A 20,263-nucleotide genomic window follows, 5' to 3' on the forward strand; every position below is an offset into this window, starting at 1 on the left:
ACTGTTAATTTATACAGCATTTTTGAGAAATGCAACTTGAAATTGCGTTTTGTTACCCAGGTTTTTACAGGGCAGCGGCTTTCTGTTGCTGTCCCGAGGGGGCGTTATTCTCGGTTTGAGCTGACGCTTCTTCCTCACTCTGCCCAGCTTCCTGCGTGTCGGTTTGTACAGGGGTATCTGGTGTCTGGATCCGTGAAATCAACGCGGGTAAAATTTCGCTGTAAAATGCCTTGTTATAAGCTATCCCGGCAGAAGGTAGCTCGCTAACAAACATAAATAGCTGGTCGGCCAGGAGCTCCAAATTGCCATTTTCACGACACTTATTCAGTTCAGTGCCAATTGTGGCGAGCAAATGATCAGTAACACGTTCCAATGCTTCCAGGTTCTCGTCATTGTGGGCTTGTACAACAAAGAAATTGCCGACAATGGCGTTAAATTGAGGCGCGTGCTTTGGGCGGATCAGCTTGTAACTTACGAATTCGCTAATTTTACTTTTGAAGTGACTGCTGATCTCTTTCAGACGTTCATTGAACACCCGCTTTTCGGCTTCGCGTGCTTTTTTACGGTTATTCTCAATCACCACATAAACCCCCAAAATGGTGATCAATAAGGTAATAGATACGAAAACAACGTAGCTCATGTTGGTTTACTTTTCCCTAAAATAGAAAATAAATTTCACTTATTTTGCTGAACTTCGATCGCTTAGTAAAGCCTGCTGCCCCAATTTAATTTCTGTCTCAGAACATTGTAGTAGGAATAGCTGACAGGGTGGATCAAACGTAGTTTTTTTTCTGCTTTTTTTATGACCACTTCATCACCCGGAAGCAACGCGAGCACGACGTGACTGTCACAACTTACCTGCAAGCTTGCCGTGTTTTCGGGGCTGAGCTTCAGTTTGACCTGCTTATTTGCATCAACGACCAAAGGTCTGCTGGACAGTGTATGCGGAAACATGGGGACCAGAGCCATCGCGTTTAGCTCAGGCGTTAAAATGGGACCTCCGCCGGACAAAGAGTAAGCCGTTGAACCGGTTGGTGTGGTGACAATGAGGCCGTCAGAGCGCTGAGAAAAAACAAACTGATCGTCAATGAAAGCTTCGAACTCGATCATGTGGGCGACTTTATCAGCGTGTAATACCGCTTCATTTACCGCCAGGTTGGCACTTTTAAGTTCTGCATGTCGGAACACTTCGACTTCAAGCAAAAAGCGTTGTTCTGCTACAAACTTGCCACTCAGAACCTGCTCTAGTTCTGCTTCAAAACCGTCGGGATCTAAATCGGTCAGAAATCCTAAATTACCCCGGTTAACACCTATCACGGCAACGTCAAATCGGGCCAGTACACGAGCAGCCCCCAACATATTTCCATCACCGCCGACCACCACAGCCAGATCACAACGCTCTCCCAGAGCCACAACATCAAGTATGTTTGTTTCAGGCAGCTCAGTGATTTGTTTGCCAACGCGTTGCTCAACAAAAACTTCATAGCCAAGTGCTTGCAAAAATGTATACAGGCGTTGTAATGTCAGGGCGGCGCCATCATGGTTTGGTTTACCAATCAGGCCGATGGTTTTAAATGGTGCGCTCATTCAGTGAGTTTCCTTGGCAAAATTCTATTGCCAAGATTATCTTAAAATGAATTCGCTTGAAACTCGCAAATTTAACCTTATTTATGATGTTATGAAACTTAGTGCACGTGATAAACAAGTCTTCTCTGCTGTGATGAGTCTTTACTGTAACGGTGAAGGACACCCTGTGGCATCGAGTAAGATAGCAAAATTAAAAGGCATGGCGGTGTGCTCTGCAACGGTACGCAATGCCATGGCGCGCCTGGAAAACCAGGGGTTGCTTTTTTCACCTCATACTTCTGCAGGGCGTGTGCCCTCAGATCTGGGTATTAAGTATTGGTTACAGGAGTATTTTGGCTTAGAAGACATTGCTCCGTACTGGGAGCCAGAGCGCGAAGAACTGACTGGTTTTGCACATACTCTCAGCCAGACATATCAGGTGTGTTGTATCGTTGGTTTGCCGCAGGTGAGTGAACAAACCATATTTCGGGTTGAGGTACTCGATTTTGATCGCAAACACTGGTTGGTACTTCTGATAGACAGAACCGGTCAATCCAATAATATTCTTATCAACAAGCCCGAATCCAATTCTGACCAGGTCAGGTACCAGTTTGCGGCCTGGATGAACACCGTATTCAGTGCGCAAACGCTCAAAGAAGGGTTGCACCGAATGCGCGCTATGGCGAAAAGTGCGATGGCGGATTGCCGTGGTTCTTTAATGCAATGGAGCCGCGAGTTAAGTTTACAGCTGGGGACCGACAATAGCATAGTAGTCGGAGAGCGTTATCTTTATAACCGCCTGGAAGGAAATAACGAACTCAACCTGGGGGTGAGCTTTTTACACCAGGTGGAAGATCAGTTAGCGCTAAAGAATGGCCTGTCGGTGTTACTGGGCAGTGAGCTGAGTTATCTGAATCTGGAGCGATTTGTGGTCTTGAGTGTACCTTACTTTACTTTGAGCGAGTACCAGAGTCGTTTTTGTGTGATTTGCCCCGCTGATGCGCCGATTGAGGCAATAATCGGTGAATTTACACAAATCCCAAAAAAAGATGCTTGAATAACAAATTTGAATCCCCATAATTACGGCAGTTGTAAAGAATCGGAGAGAATTTTTCATGTCTGAGCAGACAAAAGCCCAAGAGCAGGAACAAGAGTTAGTGCAAGAAGACGTACAGGAAAGTGCTGCAGAGCAAGCTGAACAAGCGCAGGAGAGTGCACAAACTGAGCAAGCTGAGTTGAGCCCAGAAGAAGAGATTGCAGGCCTGTATGCAGAACTGGAAGCAGCTAAGCAAACAATTGAAGGTCAGAAAGACAGCGTGATCCGTGCAGCCGCAGATGCCGAGAATGTCCGCCGTCGTGCAGCGCAAGATGTTGAGAAAGCGCAGAAGTTTGCATTAGAAAAGTTTTCTAATGAGTTGCTCCCTGTGGTCGACAACCTGGAGCGTGCAATTGAATTTGCTGACAAAGACAATGAAGCGACCAAGTCAATCCTTGAAGGTATTGAGATGACGCTGAAGTCATTTAACGATGCGCTGGCGAAGTTTGGTGTTGAGGCTGTGAGCCCGCAAGGCGAAGCGTTCAACCCAGAGCTACACCAGGCAATGTCAATGCAACCTAGCAACGACGTCTCGCCTAATACCGTTTTAGCGGTAATGCAAAAAGGGTACACATTGAACGGCCGTTTGCTGCGCCCGGCAATGGTTATGGTGTCAAAAGCAGCTGAATAAGCTGTAACTACCTGATTTATAAGCCCGCGACAGCGGGCTTTTTTGATCTGATTTGCACCAGTCCGAGTCACCTTTTAAAATAAAAACAGTGAAATCACTTAGGCATAAGTCCATGAATAAAAAACTTCTTGCTATTGCTGCTATCGCCATTACTCTGGCTGGCTGCAAAACCTCTCCTACCGGACGTACCCAAATAGCCCTGTATTCAGAACAACAAATGGATAAGATGGGCGTTGCCAGCTTCGAGCAAATGAAGCAGGAGCAAACGATAGAAAATGATGCCAAGATCAACGGCTACGTAAACTGTATAGCAGATGCCCTGATTGCGCAGCTTCCAGCGCAGTATGCACAACAGCAATGGGAAGTGGTGGTATTTCAGGACCCCAGCGCAAATGCCTTTGCTTTGCCCGGTGGCAAGATAGGGGTGCACACCGGGCTGCTGAAGGTAGCACAAAACCAACACCAGCTCGCTGCCGTCATGGGGCATGAAGTGGGACACGTTATCGCTGAGCATGCCAACGAACGGGTGTCTCAAAATAGCCTGTTGCAGCTGGGTCTGCAAGCCGGCAATGCGGCACTTGAAATGGGCAATGTGCAGTATCGTAATGCCATCATGCAGGGCTTAGGGCTAGGGGCACAGTACGGAATTGCACTGCCATTTAGCCGCAGTCATGAAAGTGAAGCGGATGTCATTGGTCTCGACCTAATGGCCAAAGCGGGCTTCAAACCAGAGGGAGCCGTCGAGTTGTGGCAAAACATGGAAAAAGCGGGGGGAGAGCGGCCTATGGAGTTTTTGTCGACTCACCCGTCTCCGCAAAACCGCATTGCGCTGCTGCAAAGCAAAATGGCGCAGGCCAATACACTTGCGCAGGACGCTAACCGCCAGGGTCGTAGTCCTGCCTGCCAATAAATTTAACCTGGTTGGGCGGGATGCTCATAAAAGCTTGCGCCCAGCTTATTGAGCACAATAAACAGCCTGAGGTCCAGTTCCAGCTGATGATACTCAGGCTCCATATGGCAACAGAGCTGATAAAAGGCTTTGTTGTGATCCAGCTCTTTGAAGTGCGCGAGTTCATGAACAACCAAAGCACGTAAAACGGCTTCAGGCGCATATTTTAACTGCTGAGACAGGGCAATTTCATAGCGCGTTTTTACTTTTCCGCCGTGCTGTTTACGTGTTTGGCTATGATGCCCTAATGTTCCCGTCATCAGATCCCGGCCCTTTGCATAGTTTACCTTATGCAGACGAGGCACATTCTTAAGATATTTGTTTTTGTAGCCGTGGCAGTAATCATAAAGTGCTTGCGTACTCTGGAGCTGATGACCCTGTGGATATTTACTTTTGAAATAAGCTGCAAGTTTATCAGGTTCCAGCAAGGTTTTAATCTGGGATTGCAACGCAGGAGGGTAGTGCTGAAAATACGGCAAATAATTCATGATGACGGTAGTAATCCTGATGCGGAAATTCTAAGCTGGTGTACTTAAGATCATAACAGGAATAACAATAAATGTATCACGCAAGTTGTTTATGCGGTGCGGTCAAGTTGACATTGCACGGAGCCATTTCCAGTATCATCCACTGCCACTGTTCATTGTGCCGTAAGTCATCTGGTACTGCATATGCGACGAATGGATTTGTCAATCGTGACGATCTGCAGATCGTTGCCGGAGAGGAGCTTATCCGTCACTACGCGTTTAAACCTGGCAGGTTACGTCACTTCTGTGGAGTGTGTGCCTCCCCTTTATATAGCTCTAATAAGGATGACCCTGAAAAACTCAGGCTACGACTCGGTATACTCGACTCTGATATAACGGAGCGGCCAATGTCACACAATTACGTAACCTCAAAAGCAAATTGGGAAGAATTAGATGCCAAGCTACCTCACTATGAGGGGAAAGAGCCGGGCAGGGAATAGTAAACAGGGCCATATTTTGGCCCCAATTCACTTAACTTATTCCATTGTACTTAATTAAGTGTGCCACTTTGAAACAAATATGACACAGCTTCTGTCATATTGGTGCCTTCAAATTGAACACGTATTAAGTGCACTTGGTTTTAATTGTCTGTCATTGCGCAACAATCAGAGGCGCGAGAATTACCACCGCTTTTCTGAATCTCTGCTCTGCCTGCGCCAACGGCACGGGTCGCTTTGGCAGGTAATGCAGACTGGTCATCAGAGAGTTGTTTTACAGGTTTTTTAGTGAGTTTTAATAACATAGTATTTTCCTTATTGTTGTTTTATTCGCCTTCTAACATCCTGTAAAACTTTAACGCTGTCAAGTGGCTAAATTAATGTGTGTTGCTGTGGCTGGCACTCAGCCGGAAACGGAGCAAGCACCTGATGAGCAACCCCTAAGTCCTGAATGAACTGCCTGGCGAGCAGAGGCGCATCATAGTTGTCGGCGGTGTGAAAGAAGACATAAGGGGTACGCCCCTCGTTCAGCCAGCCACGAATTTTGTTAAGCCAGGGGGCATAAAAGGTGCGGTTTGCAGCCAGATCTGAGCACCCAACAAAGCGCAACATCGGAGCCTGAGCGGTGGCAATGACATTGACCGGCACGCGCGGTTTCTTTTGCTGTGCATCAGTAATGGCTGGGGTACTGGCCGGCTCACTAAACAGGGGGCGAGTATCCATGATGATGCGATTCACTCCGGTCTGCATCAGCAGTTGGTTAAAACGCTTTTCAGGATCACCTTTGGCAAAAAACTGCCTGTGTCGGACTTCAATCCCCAGCGTCAGCTCCTCGGGTATTTGTGCAATAAAGTCGGCTATCCGGTCGAGATATTGAGGGCTACAGCTGGCTGGCAGTTGCAGCAGCACCATCCCAAGTCGTGAAAATAATGGCGAAAACAGCTCGAGCCATTGCTTGAGTTCTTGCTGACAATGAGTCAACGCCAGCTCGTGAGAGATCTGTTTGGGTATTTTAAAGGTAAAGCGAAAGTCTTCTGGCACGGCATTTGACCAGGCAGTGATGGTTTCTGGTTTTGGGCTGGCATAGAAGCTGGTATTGCCCTCAACACTGTTAAAGATCTGTGCATATTCGCTCAACATATCCGCGGCTTTGCAGTCGCTGCTGAAAAACCGACCTTTCCAGTGAGCAGAGCTCCACTGAGGACACCCCAAATACAGCATGAAATTTGCTCCCTAATTGACTTGGAGAAGAGTCTAACAAAGTCCAGATGGAGAAAAAATCGTAACTGCGAAAGAATCCCCGCTTTGTGGGATGACAAAGCGTGGCAATTTTATATAATTGGCGATTAAATTTATCATTCATTATGCCCTTAAGAGTTAGTAGGCAAATAGGATTATTATGCGCTCAATATACTGCGGAAAATTAAACAAGGACCATGTAGGTCAGGAAGTGGAGCTATGTGGTTGGATCAACAAACGTCGTGATCTGGGTGGCCTGATCTTCATTGATCTGCGAGATCGCGAAGGTTTGGTCCAGGTCGTGTTTGATCCTGAAGTAGAAGGCCTGATGGATGTTGCAAACACTTTACGCCAGGAGTTCTGTGTTCAGGTTACCGGTACTGTCCGTGCACGCCCTGAGAGCCAAATCAATCAGGATATGGCAACGGGTGAAGTTGAGATCCTGGGCACTGGCCTGACAATCATCAACCGTGCGGAACCTTTGCCTCTGGACTTTAACCAGGAAAACTCGGAAGAGCGTCGCCTGACTTATCGCTACCTTGACTTACGTCGTCTGGAAATGAGCGACCGCATTAAACTGCGTGCAAAAGCATCCAGCTTTGTCCGTCGCTTCTTAGATAGCAATGACTTCCTGGACATCGAAACGCCGGTACTGACGAAAGCAACCCCAGAAGGTGCGCGTGACTATCTGGTACCAAGCCGTGTGCACAAAGGCAGCTTCTACGCGTTGCCACAGTCGCCTCAGCTGTTTAAACAGCTGCTGATGATGTCTGGTTTTGACCGTTACTACCAGATTGTTAAGTGTTTCCGCGATGAAGATTTACGTGCTGACCGTCAGCCTGAATTCACTCAAATCGATTTAGAAACCTCATTCATGACATCCGATGAGGTGCGTAATATCACTGAGCGTTTGATTTCTGAAATGTGGCAAGAGCTGCTTGACGTTGATCTAGGCCAGTTCCCGGTCATGAGCTACGAAGAAGCCATGCGTCGTTACGGTTCAGACAAGCCGGACTTACGCAACCCGCTTGAGCTGATTGATGTTGCTGATCTGGTTAAGGACGTTGAGTTCAAGGTACTGGCAGGCCCTGCAAACGATGAAAAAGGTCGTGTGGCGGTATTGACTGTACCGGGTGGTGCATCATTATCTCGTAAGCAAATTGATGAGTACACCAAGTTTGTTGGCATCTATGGTGCAAAAGGTTTGGCCTGGATGAAGGTCAACGACTTGGACGCTGGCCTTGAAGGTATTCAGTCGCCAATTGCTAAGTTCCTGAACGAAGAAGTGATCAAAGGTATTCTTGAACGCACTAACGCACAGACCGGCGACATCATTTTGTTCGGTGCTGACAAGCGCAACGTGGTTAACGAAGCAATGGGTGCACTGCGTCTGAAAGTAGGTCTGGACCTTGAACTGACCAACCTTGGTCAGTGGGCACCACTGTGGGTTGTTGACTTCCCAATGTTTGAGGAAGACGACGAAGGTAACCTGCATGCAGTTCACCACCCATTCACGGCGCCTAAAGACATTTCAGCGGCAGAGCTGGAAGCTAACCCGGCAGGCGCTATTTCAGATGCGTACGACATGGTATTGAACGGCTACGAAGTCGGTGGTGGCTCGGTGCGGATCCACAACAACGATATGCAGCAGGCCGCTTTCCGTATTCTGGGCATTGATGAGCAAGAGCAACAAGATAAGTTCGGCTTCCTGCTGGACGCACTAAAGTACGGTACGCCACCACACGCGGGTCTGGCGTTTGGCCTTGACCGCTTGGTTATGCTGTTGTGTGGCACAGACAACATCCGTGATGTGATTGCCTTCCCGAAAACCACACAGGCATCGTGTCTGATGACCAACGCACCGAGCGTTGCTAACCCGGATGCGTTAAAGGAGCTTGCGGTAACAGTGACTGCACAGCAAAAAGGCGCTGAGTAACGACAGCGAAAAGAATGAAAAAGCGGCGATTGCGCCGCTTTTTTTTATTCTGCAAATCCTAGATAACTGGAAATTCATACAGTATTTTGGCATGATAGCGAAAAAACAACGAGAGAATGCGCCTTGGCAGTAATTTTAGGCATAGATCCAGGCTCCAGGCTGACAGGGTATGGCGTCGTTAAACGTCAGGGTAGCCAGTTTCAGTATCTGGGCAGTGGTTGTATTCGGCTTGGTGATAAGCCATTTCCACAACGATTGCAGATGATTTATCAGGGCGTCAGTCAAATCATCGAGCAGTTTAACCCGCAGGGGTTTGCCATTGAGCAAGTCTTTATGGCACACAATCCAGATTCTGCGTTAAAGCTTGGTCAGGCGCGAGGGGCAGCCATCGTCGCTGCCACAATGAAAGAGATTGAGGTGTTTGAATATTCAGCCCGACAGGTTAAACAAGCGGTTGTTGGCACCGGTGGCGCGAATAAGTCGCAGGTTCAGGAAATGGTTAAGCGACTATTAAAGCTCCCGGGCACCCCCCAGGCCGATGCCGCAGATGCGCTGGCCATCGCCATCTGTCATGCACATTCAGAGCAAAACCTGATCAAGCTGGCTGGCAATGCGAAAAAAACCGTACGAGGAAGATTGAGGTAATTATGATAGGCAGACTCAAAGGTCTTTTAGTAGAAAAACAGCCACCTGAGATCCTGTTAGAGGTGAGTGGCGTCGGCTATGAAGTGCAAATGCCGATGACGTGTTTTTATGAATTGCCGCAGACGGGTAATGAGGCAACCATCTATACTCACTTTGTGGTGCGAGAAGATGCACAATTATTGTTTGGCTTTAACCATAAAACCGAGCGAGCACTATTTCGTGAGCTAATTAAGGCGAATGGTGTTGGTCCCAAGCTGGCACTGGCTATTTTGTCGGGTATGTCCGCAGAGCAGTTTGTTCATTGTGTCAATCAGGGCGATGCTTCTACTTTGGTGAAAATTCCCGGGGTAGGCAAGAAAACCGCTGAGCGTTTGGTGCTTGAGATGAAAGACAAACTGAAAAACTTTGGCCATGATCTGCTGACCCCATTCAGCGATGATGCCATTCTGGCACCTCAGGAAGATCCCACCGTGGCGAATACGCCAGAAGACGACGCATTGGCCGCGCTGCTGGCATTGGGTTATAAACCTGCACAAGCGCAAAAAGCTTTGAAAGCCGTAAGTAAACCAGGTATGGATACCGAAGGGCTGATCAAAGAAGCCCTGAGATCTATGATGTAAGAAAGGCTGATTAAGTAATTATGATTGAAGCAGACAGACTCATTGAGCCGGAAGTGCAGGGCAGTGAAGAGGCCGTAGACAGAGCAATACGGCCTAAATTACTGTCGGACTATACCGGCCAGCAGCATGTAAAGCAGCAGATGGAAATCTTCATCGAAGCGGCGCGCAGCCGTGAAGAAGCACTGGACCACCTGCTGATATTCGGCCCGCCGGGGTTAGGTAAAACGACACTGGCCAATATTGTTGCCAATGAGCTGGGTGTGAATATTAAAACCACCTCAGGCCCTGTGCTTGAAAAAGCCGGCGACCTGGCCGCTATGCTGACCAATCTGGAGCAGGGCGATGTGTTGTTTATTGATGAAATACATCGTCTGAGTCCCCAGGTTGAAGAGATTCTCTACCCCGCGATGGAAGATTACCAGCTCGATATTATGATAGGTGAAGGACCGGCAGCGCGCTCAATAAAGCTGGACTTGCCACCTTTTACGCTGGTGGGCGCAACGACCCGTGCTGGTTCACTGACCTCACCTTTGAGAGACCGTTTCGGTATTGTACAGCGTCTGGAGTTTTATTCTGTGTCTGAGCTGGCATCAATTGTGTCACGCTCTGCACATTTTTTGAATCTCGAGATCAGTGATGCGGGTGCGATAGAAGTGGCGAAACGTGCGCGAGGTACTCCTCGTATTGCCAATCGTTTGCTCAGACGGGTCCGAGACTTCGCTCAGGTAAAAGGAGATGGTAGCGTAGATGAGAAGATCGCCAGCCAGGCACTAGACATGGTCGACGTCGATAAGTGCGGTTTTGACTATATGGATCGTAAGTACTTACTTTCTATTATAGAGAAGTTCACTGGGGGGCCTGTCGGTTTGGATAATCTGGCGGCTGCAATTGGTGAAGAGCGAGAGACCATAGAAGATGTTATCGAGCCTTACCTGATCCAGCAAGGGTTTATCCAGCGAACTCCGAGGGGACGGATTGTTTCTGACAGAGCCTATTTGCATTTCGATTTAATCAAGCCATCAGAATGAAGGTGGCCGTCAGGCATATATACTGATCAGACAGAGGCGCTGCCAAAGCGCTTCTTTGCTTTTTACACTTCTTCTATTTCCCTACCCATTCATTCAACGCTCATTTTATTTCATTTACGTTAGCGCCAGAGCCAGAGCTTGTGTCTTCATTTAGAGGAGAGTGAGCCATAAATGAGCAGATTACAGGCAAAAAAAAGCCCGCACAGTGTGCGGGCGAAAACAACAAGTTGAAGGAAGTAATCCAGGGAACTGATGAGTCCGTTAAGGTGTTATCCAAAAGTTTCTCATCATGACTGCAGAATAAATCAGACTTCTGCGGCCTAAGTAACTGTGCATTTGCATTGAGAGATGCTGCTCGCTCAGTACGGGGAGTATAATAAGGCCAGTCGGGCATTTAATCAAACTAGAAAAATTACAGTTTTGCTATAAAAAAAACTAATCCGAATGGGTTGTGTTGAATTATATTGCACAAATCGTAAGCATAGTTATATTTTTAAGTGTTTGTAAAATATAGGGTTGTCTTTATTGTGCGCAATTTGTGAATATTAGATTATTTGTTGTTAATTGGTATTACCAATCGAGTTTTGAGGGTTTATTCTATCAGAGTGAATAAAACATTGCTTTTATGCAGGTTGCATAAATAAATAAACACCGTGAAGGTCAGACAGCTCCGACCACAGTAAATTTCTGTCACAAATACGCACCAGGCTGTATGTTTCATTGCAATCTACACGTGGGCACAGATCGTTTTTGCGGTATAAAAGGGCTATTTAGGCAGGATATTACGTGAAATCAACTCACTTTTAATATACAGCCGGGGCGTGTTAATCGAGTCAAAACTAGAGGTCAAGTAGCTTAATGTGCGAATTATCGGCATTTAAGTGAATTTTACGGCATTGAGATTGTAAGCCCTTATTAGTGTGGTTAAACTACCTGAACCTTTTTGCTGGCTTACAGTCAATACGGTGAAGGCTGCCTTGGCCGAGAACACAATTATTTTCTAGGAGTATAACAACGTGGAATCGGGACTTAATTTCATAGATCTCATTTTAGAAGCCAGTATCCTTGTACAACTTGTTATGTTGACACTGGTCGGCATGTCGGTTGCCTCATGGGCGATTATCTTTCAGCGTCGCAGTATATTGGCGCAATCTCTGGCAGATGCGAAAAAATTTGAACAGAAATTCTGGTCGGGGATGGACTTAGGCAAGCTATACAACGAAATTACTGCAAGAGCAGGTAGCTCAAGTGGCTTAGAAGCCTTATTTGTATCCGGCTTTAAGGAATTTGCACGGCATAAGAAGCAAAACACAGGCTCAGCGAGCATGATAATAGAAGGCACACACCGCTCTATGCGTGTTGCCCTGTCCCGTGAAGTGGAGAAAGTGGAATCTGGGTTGTCTTTTTTGGCAACCGTTGGCTCCATCAGCCCTTACATCGGACTATTTGGTACGGTCTGGGGGATCATGAACGCATTTATCGCCCTGGGTGAGGTTAAGCAGGCAACACTGCAAATGGTCGCACCAGGTATCGCCGAAGCCCTGATAGCAACGGCAATGGGTTTGTTTGCGGCGATTCCGGCGGTCATGGCGTACAACCGTTTTGCTAAAAATGTAGAAAAACTGGAATCAAACTACATCAACTTTATGGAAGAGTTCGCCAATATTCTGCATCGCCAGGCTGCCAGCTTAACTGAGGCCAAGCAAAATGTACCAGCATAAGAGACGCCGCCCTGTCGCAGAGATCAATGTAGTGCCATACATTGATGTTATGCTGGTGTTGTTAATCATCTTTATGGCAACGGCGCCACTGATCACACATGGTGTTAAAGTGGACCTACCGCAGATGGAAGAGTCGGATTTGGTAGAGACCAAAGATGCACCACCTATTATCGCTACTATCGATGCTGAAGGCCGCTACTATGTTTCGGTAGGAACTGACCCAGAAGCGCCAATGGATGCGGTAGAAGTGGCTGCGGTCATCAAGCTTAAGTTACAGCAAAACCCCGATACCCCCGTAATGATTAAAGGGTCTGGTCGTGTGTCATATCAGGAAGTACTTTTATTGATGGACTTTTTGAAAAATGCGGGCGTACCGTCGGTCGGGCTAATGACAAAATCGTTTGAGGACAGTTAATGGATGCTTTAACCAGCGGAATATTAAAGTCGTTTTTACTCCATTTCGCTATAGCCGGACTACTGTTCGCGACTGCCAACTTTCAGTTTTCCAGTCCCACTGTAATGGAAGTTCAGCTTAATCCTGCCATTAACGAAATTGAAGAAGCAAAAGCGGTATCAGCTATCTCAGTTAACGAGCAGGCGGTCGAGCGCAAAATTGCCCAGCTACGCGAAAAAGAAGCGCAGCAGAAGCGTGCGGAAGAGCAAAGGATACGCGATTTAGAGCGCCGTGCAGTGCAGGCCCGAAAGGATCGTGAAGCTGAAGCCAGACGGATCAAGAAACTGGAACAACAGCGTCTTGCTAAGCTGGAAGAGAAACGTAAAGCTGAAGCGCAAGCCAAACGCGCACAAGAAATTCAAAACAAAGAGCGCCAGCAAGCCGAAAAGGCGCGCCAGGAAGCGCTTGCTGCTGAAAAGGCTGCCAAAGCTGCTGCGCAGAAGCGTAAAGCAGAAGAGGACAGGCTGAGGCAGGCTGAGGCGAAACGTAAACAGCAAGAGGAAGAAGCTAAGCGCAAAGCACAAGCTGCCGAAGAGGCGCGTCAGAAAGCTTTGCAAGAGCAACTTCTCCAGGAGCAACTGGCTCAGGAACAAGCGGCGAGAGCGAAAATTCGCCAGCAGCAGGTCCTGACCGAAGTTGACAAGTATAAGGCGCTGATTATGCAGCGGATCCAATCTAACTTGTTAATTGATGAGAAAATGAAAGGGAAGCAATGTCGCCTGAACATTCGCCTGGGCTTTAATGGCCTGGTGACACAAGCGGAGTCACTGGGTGGTGATAAGCTGGTGTGTGAAGCCGCTTTGCGTGCTGTGCGAATGGCAGATACCTTGCCTGTTTCTGAGAATAAAGATGTTTTCGAACAGCTTAAAAACATTAACCTGACGATAAAACCAACTCTATAAAGGAAGACCATGTACAACCATTTAAGAAATTTACTCTTGGTTCTGGCTTTCGCTGCGCAAGGGGTCGCCTACGCAGCATTGGAGATCGTGATAACAGAAGGGGTCGACAGTGCCCGGCCTATCGCGATAGCTCCGTTTAAATACATTGGCAACGGCGAAGCGCCTGCTGAAATAAGCTCAGTGATTGCGGCGGACTTGATCCGCAGTGGTAAGTTCAAGCCAGTAGCAGAAGAGCAAATGCCTCAGTTACCTACAACCGATGAAGAAGTGGATTACGATGCCTGGGTTGAGTTAGGTGTAGAAGCTGTTGTTGTCGGGACCATTACCCAGCAGCCAGCGAATCGCTATCTTATCAAGTATGAGCTGATTGATGTCATCCGTGCGCAGATCACAGGTGGTGAGACCCGCATGATGACTAACGGCCAGCTGATGAAGAGTCAGGATCACGTTTTGGAAGCACGTCAAAGTGTGATTGATGCTCAAAGCTTCCGTTATTACGCACATCAGATCAGCGATGTGGTTTATGAAGCCCTGACAGGTGAAAAAGGGGCGTTCCGCACCAAAATTGCGTATGTGATTGTACGTGAAGAGCAGGACAAACCTTATCAGTTGGTTGTTGCTGACTATGACGGCTATAACGAGCAGGTACTATTGCGTTCTAAAGAGCCGTTAATGTCTCCGGCCTGGTCACCTGATGGTAATAAACTGGCGTATGTGACGTTCGAAAATCGTCAGTCACAAATTTATATTCAGGATATTTATACGGGTAAGCGTGAGATCTTAACCAGTTACCCGGGGATCAATGGCGCACCACAGTTTTCGCCGGATGGTACACAAATGTTGATCGTGTTGTCTAAAGACAAAGGCGGTGCAACTGAAGTGTATGTAATTGACCTGGAAACGCGCAAAGAGAGGCGTCTGACTAAGCACCGTAGTATAGATACTGAGCCAACCTGGCATCCAAATGGCAAAGAAATAGTCTATACATCTGAAAGGGGTGGTAATGCCCAGATTTATAAGTTAAATTTAGATACAGGAAGATCACGGCGTGTAACTTTCGACGGCGACATGAACTTAGCCGGGTCGATAACGCCAGATGGTAAACAATTGGTAATGGTAAATCGTACCTTGGGTCGTTACCATATTGCCAAGAAAGAATTGGATTCTGGGCTGTTTCAGGTATTAACGCGCACCAGACTCGATGAATCACCGAGTATTGCGCCGAACGGCTCTATGATTATTTATAGTACCTTGCATAATAATAAGCAGGTACTGGCGTTGGTGTCGATGGATGGCCGCTTTAAGGCCCGCCTGCCGGTGTTAGACGGACAGGTTAAGGCACCAGCTTGGTCGCCATTTTTACAGTAATTTTGCTGGTAAGACTTATAAAAGATATAGGAATATACTCGATGCAACTTAACAAAACTCTCAAGGCCCTTTTGGTCGCGTTGCCTGTGATGACGCTGGCTGCATGTAGCTCTTCATCGGGCACTGATGCAGGCGCTGGCAGCGAAACAAACGCAGCAACTGCGGACAATGGCAGCAACGTTGATGTGAACACAGCTACACGTCAGAAAACAGCTGAAGAGCTACTGAAAGAAAAGTATGAAGCGTTGCGTCAAGAGCAAATCGTATACTTCGACTTCGACAAGTCTACTGTTCGCAGCGAGTTCGTAGAGCTTCTGCAAGCACACGCTGACTTTCTGGTTAAAAACCCAAGCGTTAAAGTACTGATCGAAGGTCACGCTGATGAGCGCGGTACGCCAGAGTACAACATCGCACTGGGTGAAAGCCGTGGTAAAGCGGTTGCTAAGTATCTGCAGAGCCTGGGTGTGTCTGACAGCCAAATGTCTGTTGTAAGTTATGGTGAAGAAAAGCCAATGGACAAAGCGCGCACTGAACAAGCCTTTGCTAAGAACCGCCGCGCGGTACTGGTATACTAATCGTTAAAGAGATGCTATGAAGCCGAATACTTTTTTGGCAGCGATCATCTTAGTCAGCGGGAGCTCCCAATTGTGGGCAGCTCCCGCTGCTGTATCTGATGCTGCTGGTTCTAACCAAACTATTGAACAACGTTTGTCTGCGCTTGAGGGCCTGATGCGAAACCGCAACTTGATCCAGGCGGAGCTACAAACGCAACTTGACCAACTACAGGACGAAGTGAGCCAGATCCGTGGTGTAACGGAAGAGCAAAGTTACAAGCTCGAAAAAGTGTTACAGCGCCAGCGTGAGCTTTATCAGGAAATAGAAACGCGAGTCACGCAGGTTTATGAGCAGAGCAAGCAGCTAGCGCCCGCAGTGACATCTGACAGTGCAACTGCGCAGGCCGTGAGCACTGACTTGTCGGAAAATGAAGCGTACGACAGAGCCGTTGCGTTGATTATGAAAGATAAGCGTTACGATGCGGCTATCCCGGAATTCGAAGGCTTCCTTAAGCAGTTTCCCAATTCCGTCTATATACCTAACGCGCACTATTGGTTAGGTCAGCTACAGTCTATCAAGAATCAAGACACTCAGGCCATGGTGCACTTCCGTACCGTGGTAGATCAGTTTGCTGATTCAAATAAGCGACCAGATGCGATGTTAAAGCTGGGAACCTTGCTCCAGAAGACAGGACAATCTGCACAAGCAAAAACCTTGTTCGAGAATTTAATCAAAGAATATCCCAGCACAACGGCTGCAAAATTGGCAACGGAGCGACTGAGCAAAATATAAATGGCTGATATTTTCTCAGAATGATTTAAAATTAGGCGCTTAGACGCGAAATTTGAAAAAAACAGGCAATTTCGGTTGCACAAGATTTTTAAATAAGTATTATAAGCGCCCGCAGCAGCCGATAGTGTTACACACATCTTGCAGCGAAACAATTTAGTGGGTCATTAGCTCAGTTGGTAGAGCAGTGGACTTTTAATCCATTGGTCGATGGTTCGAGTCCATCATGACCCACCATTCAAATTTGTTATTTTTACTTTAAGTAAAGCCAGAGCGGGTCATTAGCTCAGTTGGTAGAGCAGTGGACTTTTAATCCATTGGTCGATGGTTCGAGTCCATCATGACCCACCATTCAAATTTGGTGTATTATTTAAATAATCTCGAGCGGGTCATTAGCTCAGTTGGTAGAGCAGTGGACTTTTAATCCATTGGTCGATGGTTCGAGTCCATCATGACCCACCATTCACATTTGGTGTATTATTTAAGTAACTTTCGAGCGGGTCATTAGCTCAGTTGGTAGAGCAGTGGACTTTTAATCCATTGGTCGATGGTTCGAGTCCATCATGACCCACCATTCAAATTTGGTGTATCACTTAAGTAACTTTCGAGCGGGTCATTAGCTCAGTTGGTAGAGCAGTGGACTTTTAATCCATTGGTCGATGGTTCGAGTCCATCATGACCCACCATTCAAATTTGGTGTATCACTTAAGTAACTCTCGAGCGGGTCATTAGCTCAGTTGGGTGAGAAAAACGAAGCATCGCTTCGCAGTTTTCGAACGCGAGTCAGGACGACGACGCTAACCGGTAGCCGGGCCTAAACGTCAGGACGACTTAATGGCACTTTAACTTCGAGCGGGTCATTAGCTCAGTTGGTAGAGCAGTGGACTTTTAATCCATTGGTCGATGGTTCGAGTCCATCATGACCCACCATTCAAATTTGGTGTATCACTTAAGTAACTCTCGAGCGGGTCATTAGCTCAGTTGGGTGAGAAAAACGAAGCACCGCTTCGCAGTTTTCGAACGCGAGTCAGGACGACGACGCCGGAACCAACCGTCAGGACGACTTAATGGCACTTTAACACCGAGCGGGTCATTAGCTCAGTTGGTAGAGCAGTGGACTTTTAATCCATTGGTCGATGGTTCGAGTCCATCATGACCCACCATTCTTGCATACTCTTTTCCCTTTCATAATCTCTTAAATATTCCTTCAAAACTCCGACTTAAACTAGGATTATCGCCCCGTTTTTCGTATAATTCGCGGATATCCCGTAATGTGGACTAGTGGTCGAGAGAATGAGTCTAGCAGAACAAATTATGCCCGAGGATTATATTTTTCCTCCAAAACCTGCGCCTTTAACTAAGCAGGAACAAGCCGAATATAAAACCAGAATTAAAGCGTTGCTAAAAGAAAAGAACGCTGTCTTGGTTGCCCATTATTACACTGATCCTGAGATCCAAGCTTTGGCCGAGGAAACCGGTGGATGCGTAGCAGATTCGCTGGAAATGGCTCGCTTTGGTGCCAAGCAACAAGATGCTGATATGATCATAGTTGCCGGGGTACGTTTTATGGGTGAAACCGCCAAGATCTTAACACCAGAAAAAACCGTTGTTATGCCAACTTTGGCTGCAACCTGTTCATTGGATGTAGGATGTCCTATTGATGCGTTTTCTGCGTTTTGTGATCAACACCCAGACCGAAAGGTTGTTGTATACGCAAATACATCCACCGCAGTGAAAGCGCGCGCTGACTGGATTGTGACTTCGTCATGTGCACTTGAGATTGTCGAGCATTTGGACTCGGAAGGTGAAAAGATCATCTGGGGTCCAGATAAGCATTTAGGTTCTTACATTCAAAAGAAAACCGGTGCCGATATGATCATGTGGAATGGGGCATGTATCGTTCACGATGAGTTTAAAACCAAAGCGCTGAAAGACATGAAAGCGCTGCATCCGGACGCTGCCGTATTAGTTCATCCGGAATCTCCTGCGGAGATTGTGGATTTGGCTGATGCTGTGGGTTCAACAAGTCAGTTGATTAGAGCGGCACAAGAGATGCCTAATCAGAAGTTCATCGTAGCGACTGACCGCGGTATCTTTTACAAAATGCAGCAGTTATGCCCTGAAAAAGAATTTTTTGAAGCGCCAACGGCGGGTGAAGGCGCAACCTGTAAAAGCTGTGCTCATTGCCCATGGATGGCCATGAATGGTCTTAAAGCCATTGAAGAAGCTTTGATTGACCCTAGCGGAAAAGAAGTCTTCGTTGACATGGAGTTACGCGAAGGTGCACTACGCTCGCTTAACCGTATGTTGGATTTTTCTGCAAGCTTACAAAAATAGGCTAAGTTGCTTAGTTACTAAGCATCTAGCTGTGTTTTTACAAAAAATACTTGCTAAATTGCGACGCTTTTCATAGTATTAGCGCCGCACCCAAGCGGTGCTACAGCGCGGAGAGATGGCTGAGTGGCTTAAGGCGCACGACTGGAACTCGTGTATACGTTTATAGCGTATCGAGGGTTCGACTCCCTCTCTCTCCGCCATTCCTTATTTTTGAAAAGGCGTCCAGTTGGACGCCTTTTTGCTTTGTACCACGTCTTAATTAGACTTCGTGATCTCTGGTTGTTGCTAAACTTGGTAGTACACACTTTGGTGAAAAGTCGTTACTATATCCGGCATAAATCGAGTCTGTGAGTTTCGAATGCAAGAAGAGCTACTCAATTCAGTAATTAAAATAACTAAAACAAGAGACATTGATTCACTTGAATACAGCCTGCTATCTACAATTCAGGAGCTGGTAGGGTGCAAGCACTTATGTGTCTATAAAAACTTCAATACCCAAGAAGATCTTGCTGTTGAGCGCAGTATTGGCCTGACCATGCACGGCGAGCGAGAGTTTGAATGGCTTGACAGACAAGTCATTGAACAGCCTCAGTCTGAATTGATTTCTTGTCTACAGTCTTCCTGTATTATTACGGTACAAAGTGCAGATGGTATAGAAAAGCGCTGGTTGCCTATCAATATCCATGAAACACCGGTTGGTGCGATTGAAGTGCACTCCGGCGGCCTCGACAGTAACGAACAGGTACTGCTCAACGCCTTTGTCCGTATCTACGAAAACTATCTGACCATATTGCATGAAAATGAGCGGGATAAACTCACTGGCTTATTGAATCGTCAAACATTTGAGAAAAAGCTTAAGCAGCTGCTCGAAAAGCAAGTTATTAAACAAAATCGCCATATTCGCGATGACCAGGATCCCCGTACTTTCCATCAGGGGGCCACATCCTGGCTTGCGATGATAGACATTGACCATTTCAAACAGGTTAACGATAACTACGGTCATGTTTGTGGGGACGAAGTGTTATTGCTGGTTGCACAAAAAATGCAGCAGTTTTTCCGTTCCACGGATCTGTTATTTCGATTTGGTGGCGAAGAGTTTGTATTGGTGTTTGAGCCGACAGACCAAGCGTCTATAGAGGCAAAACTGGAAAAGTTCTTAGCACTTATTCGTGGCACGCACTTTCCGTTTGTCAAAAAGCTCACAGTGAGCGCCGGACTTGCTCGGATCAGCCCCTATGACTTCCCAATCAATGTGTTGGAAAATGCAGACAGAGCATTATATTACGCAAAAGAAAACGGCCGTGATCAGGTCGCATTTTTCGAAACCCTGCTCAATACCAATAAGCTTGAGCGCCACGACGAAGGTTCAGGGATCGACTTGTTCTGAGCAAAAGAAGCAATTGACGGTAACTGTACTCAGTTACCGGACTCTATTTCCACATATCCGTCAGATAGCTGTCTTG

21 protein-coding genes and 8 tRNA genes are annotated in these 20,263 nt (G+C 47.0%); 24 read left to right on the forward strand and 5 right to left on the reverse strand.

What is annotated here, in order from left to right; all coding sequences use genetic code 11:
* Positions 1 to 64: 64 nt before the first annotated feature.
* Both NH568_RS01545 and nadK read right to left on the reverse strand, forming a co-directional pair.
* Entirely contained in the window at positions 65 to 640 is a 576-nt protein-coding gene (locus tag NH568_RS01545; protein WP_253044158.1) for a hypothetical protein, read from the reverse strand.
* 62 nt (positions 641 to 702) lie between these two features.
* Positions 703 to 1,587 carry an NAD(+) kinase gene (nadK, locus tag NH568_RS01550; protein WP_138549803.1) on the reverse strand — a complete coding sequence of 295 codons (885 nt, stop codon included), beginning with the start codon at positions 1,585 to 1,587 and terminating at the stop codon, positions 703 to 705.
* Between the two features lie 91 nt (positions 1,588 to 1,678).
* Between nadK and NH568_RS01555 the strand changes: the two genes are divergently transcribed.
* The 3 genes from NH568_RS01555 to NH568_RS01565 all read left to right on the forward strand — a co-directional run bounded on the left by NH568_RS01555 (position 1,679) and on the right by NH568_RS01565 (position 4,203).
* Entirely contained in the window at positions 1,679 to 2,623 is a 945-nt protein-coding gene (locus NH568_RS01555) for an HrcA family transcriptional regulator (RefSeq protein ID WP_253044160.1), read from the forward strand.
* Between the two features lie 58 nt (positions 2,624 to 2,681).
* Positions 2,682 to 3,293 carry a nucleotide exchange factor GrpE gene (gene grpE / locus NH568_RS01560; protein WP_138549805.1) on the forward strand — a complete coding sequence of 204 codons (612 nt, stop codon included), beginning with the start codon at positions 2,682 to 2,684 and terminating at the stop codon, positions 3,291 to 3,293.
* 112 nt (positions 3,294 to 3,405) lie between these two features.
* Positions 3,406 to 4,203: a M48 family metallopeptidase gene (locus tag NH568_RS01565; protein WP_253044161.1), complete on the forward strand. Its 798-nt coding sequence runs from the start codon at positions 3,406 to 3,408 to the stop codon at positions 4,201 to 4,203.
* A gap of 2 nt (positions 4,204 to 4,205) precedes the next feature.
* Here NH568_RS01565 and NH568_RS01570 read toward each other — a convergent pair whose 3' ends face one another.
* Positions 4,206 to 4,730 carry a YgjP-like metallopeptidase domain-containing protein gene (locus tag NH568_RS01570; RefSeq protein WP_253044162.1) on the reverse strand — a complete coding sequence of 175 codons (525 nt, stop codon included), beginning with the start codon at positions 4,728 to 4,730 and terminating at the stop codon, positions 4,206 to 4,208.
* Positions 4,731 to 4,801: 71 nt separating this feature from the next.
* Here NH568_RS01570 and NH568_RS01575 point away from each other — a divergent pair, with 71 nt between their 5' ends.
* A complete protein-coding gene (locus tag NH568_RS01575) occupies positions 4,802 to 5,209 on the forward strand; it encodes a GFA family protein (protein ID WP_253044165.1) in 408 nt (135 codons plus the stop codon).
* A 140-nt stretch (positions 5,210 to 5,349) separates the two neighbouring features.
* On the opposite strand, the gene NH568_RS01580 is transcribed toward NH568_RS01575, so the two are convergent.
* Together NH568_RS01580 and NH568_RS01585 are read right to left on the reverse strand one after the other, a co-directional pair.
* Positions 5,350 to 5,511 carry a hypothetical protein gene (locus tag NH568_RS01580; RefSeq protein ID WP_171045361.1) on the reverse strand — a complete coding sequence of 54 codons (162 nt, stop codon included), beginning with the start codon at positions 5,509 to 5,511 and terminating at the stop codon, positions 5,350 to 5,352.
* A 67-nt stretch (positions 5,512 to 5,578) separates the two neighbouring features.
* Positions 5,579 to 6,427 (reverse strand): DUF72 domain-containing protein, encoded by an 849-nt coding sequence (locus tag NH568_RS01585; RefSeq protein ID WP_253044168.1) that lies wholly within the window; start codon positions 6,425 to 6,427, stop codon positions 5,579 to 5,581.
* 178 nt (positions 6,428 to 6,605) lie between these two features.
* Here NH568_RS01585 and aspS point away from each other — a divergent pair, with 178 nt between their 5' ends.
* The 20 genes from aspS to NH568_RS01685 all read left to right on the forward strand — a co-directional run bounded on the left by aspS (position 6,606) and on the right by NH568_RS01685 (position 20,187).
* Positions 6,606 to 8,381: an aspartate--tRNA ligase gene (gene aspS, locus NH568_RS01590; RefSeq protein WP_253044170.1), complete on the forward strand. Its 1,776-nt coding sequence runs from the start codon at positions 6,606 to 6,608 to the stop codon at positions 8,379 to 8,381.
* A 123-nt stretch (positions 8,382 to 8,504) separates the two neighbouring features.
* Positions 8,505 to 9,026 carry a crossover junction endodeoxyribonuclease RuvC gene (gene ruvC / locus NH568_RS01595; protein ID WP_054014007.1) on the forward strand — a complete coding sequence of 174 codons (522 nt, stop codon included), beginning with the start codon at positions 8,505 to 8,507 and terminating at the stop codon, positions 9,024 to 9,026.
* A gap of 2 nt (positions 9,027 to 9,028) precedes the next feature.
* Complete coding sequence (gene ruvA / locus NH568_RS01600) at positions 9,029 to 9,646, forward strand: Holliday junction branch migration protein RuvA (RefSeq protein ID WP_253044172.1); 618 nt, start codon at positions 9,029 to 9,031, stop codon at positions 9,644 to 9,646.
* 20 nt (positions 9,647 to 9,666) lie between these two features.
* Positions 9,667 to 10,674 (forward strand): Holliday junction branch migration DNA helicase RuvB, encoded by a 1,008-nt coding sequence (ruvB, locus tag NH568_RS01605; protein WP_253044174.1) that lies wholly within the window; start codon positions 9,667 to 9,669, stop codon positions 10,672 to 10,674.
* A gap of 1,016 nt (positions 10,675 to 11,690) precedes the next feature.
* Positions 11,691 to 12,395, forward strand: a complete 705-nt coding sequence (tolQ, locus tag NH568_RS01610) for a protein TolQ (RefSeq protein ID WP_138544346.1) — start codon at positions 11,691 to 11,693, stop codon at positions 12,393 to 12,395.
* A complete protein-coding gene (gene tolR / locus NH568_RS01615; protein WP_138549814.1) occupies positions 12,382 to 12,810 on the forward strand; it encodes a protein TolR in 429 nt (142 codons plus the stop codon). The genes tolQ and tolR overlap by 14 nt, the downstream gene beginning before the upstream one ends.
* Complete coding sequence (gene tolA / locus NH568_RS01620; RefSeq protein ID WP_253044178.1) at positions 12,810 to 13,751, forward strand: cell envelope integrity protein TolA; 942 nt, start codon at positions 12,810 to 12,812, stop codon at positions 13,749 to 13,751. Before tolR ends, tolA begins: the two co-directional genes overlap by 1 nt.
* A 9-nt stretch (positions 13,752 to 13,760) precedes the next feature.
* Positions 13,761 to 15,119, forward strand: a complete 1,359-nt coding sequence (gene tolB, locus NH568_RS01625; RefSeq protein ID WP_253044180.1) for a Tol-Pal system beta propeller repeat protein TolB — start codon at positions 13,761 to 13,763, stop codon at positions 15,117 to 15,119.
* Positions 15,120 to 15,160: 41 nt separating this feature from the next.
* The gene (pal, locus tag NH568_RS01630) at positions 15,161 to 15,694 is read left to right on the forward strand and encodes a peptidoglycan-associated lipoprotein Pal (protein ID WP_253044182.1); all 534 of its coding nucleotides are present in this window, start codon (positions 15,161 to 15,163) and stop codon (positions 15,692 to 15,694) included.
* 16 nt (positions 15,695 to 15,710) lie between these two features.
* Positions 15,711 to 16,466 (forward strand): tol-pal system protein YbgF, encoded by a 756-nt coding sequence (gene ybgF, locus NH568_RS01635; RefSeq protein ID WP_253044184.1) that lies wholly within the window; start codon positions 15,711 to 15,713, stop codon positions 16,464 to 16,466.
* A gap of 158 nt (positions 16,467 to 16,624) precedes the next feature.
* Positions 16,625 to 16,700 (forward strand) — tRNA-Lys (locus NH568_RS01640).
* A gap of 38 nt (positions 16,701 to 16,738) precedes the next feature.
* Positions 16,739 to 16,814: transfer RNA gene (locus tag NH568_RS01645), tRNA-Lys, on the forward strand.
* Between the two features lie 35 nt (positions 16,815 to 16,849).
* A tRNA-Lys gene (locus tag NH568_RS01650) sits at positions 16,850 to 16,925 on the forward strand.
* 36 nt (positions 16,926 to 16,961) lie between these two features.
* Positions 16,962 to 17,037, forward strand: a tRNA-Lys gene (locus NH568_RS01655).
* Between the two features lie 36 nt (positions 17,038 to 17,073).
* A tRNA-Lys gene (locus NH568_RS01660) sits at positions 17,074 to 17,149 on the forward strand.
* Between the two features lie 168 nt (positions 17,150 to 17,317).
* Positions 17,318 to 17,393, forward strand: a tRNA-Lys gene (locus NH568_RS01665).
* Positions 17,394 to 17,550: 157 nt separating this feature from the next.
* Positions 17,551 to 17,626: transfer RNA gene (locus tag NH568_RS01670), tRNA-Lys, on the forward strand.
* Positions 17,627 to 17,756: 130 nt separating this feature from the next.
* Positions 17,757 to 18,800 carry a quinolinate synthase NadA gene (gene nadA, locus NH568_RS01675; RefSeq protein ID WP_253044508.1) on the forward strand — a complete coding sequence of 348 codons (1,044 nt, stop codon included), beginning with the start codon at positions 17,757 to 17,759 and terminating at the stop codon, positions 18,798 to 18,800.
* Between the two features lie 109 nt (positions 18,801 to 18,909).
* Positions 18,910 to 19,000 (forward strand) — tRNA-Ser (locus NH568_RS01680).
* A gap of 158 nt (positions 19,001 to 19,158) precedes the next feature.
* Positions 19,159 to 20,187: a GGDEF domain-containing protein gene (locus tag NH568_RS01685; RefSeq protein WP_253044186.1), complete on the forward strand. Its 1,029-nt coding sequence runs from the start codon at positions 19,159 to 19,161 to the stop codon at positions 20,185 to 20,187.
* The last annotated feature ends 76 nt before the right edge of the window (positions 20,188 to 20,263 follow it).

Source organism: Pseudoalteromonas sp. XMcav2-N, from assembly GCF_024124545.1.
GTDB lineage: Bacteria > Pseudomonadota > Gammaproteobacteria > Enterobacterales > Alteromonadaceae > Pseudoalteromonas.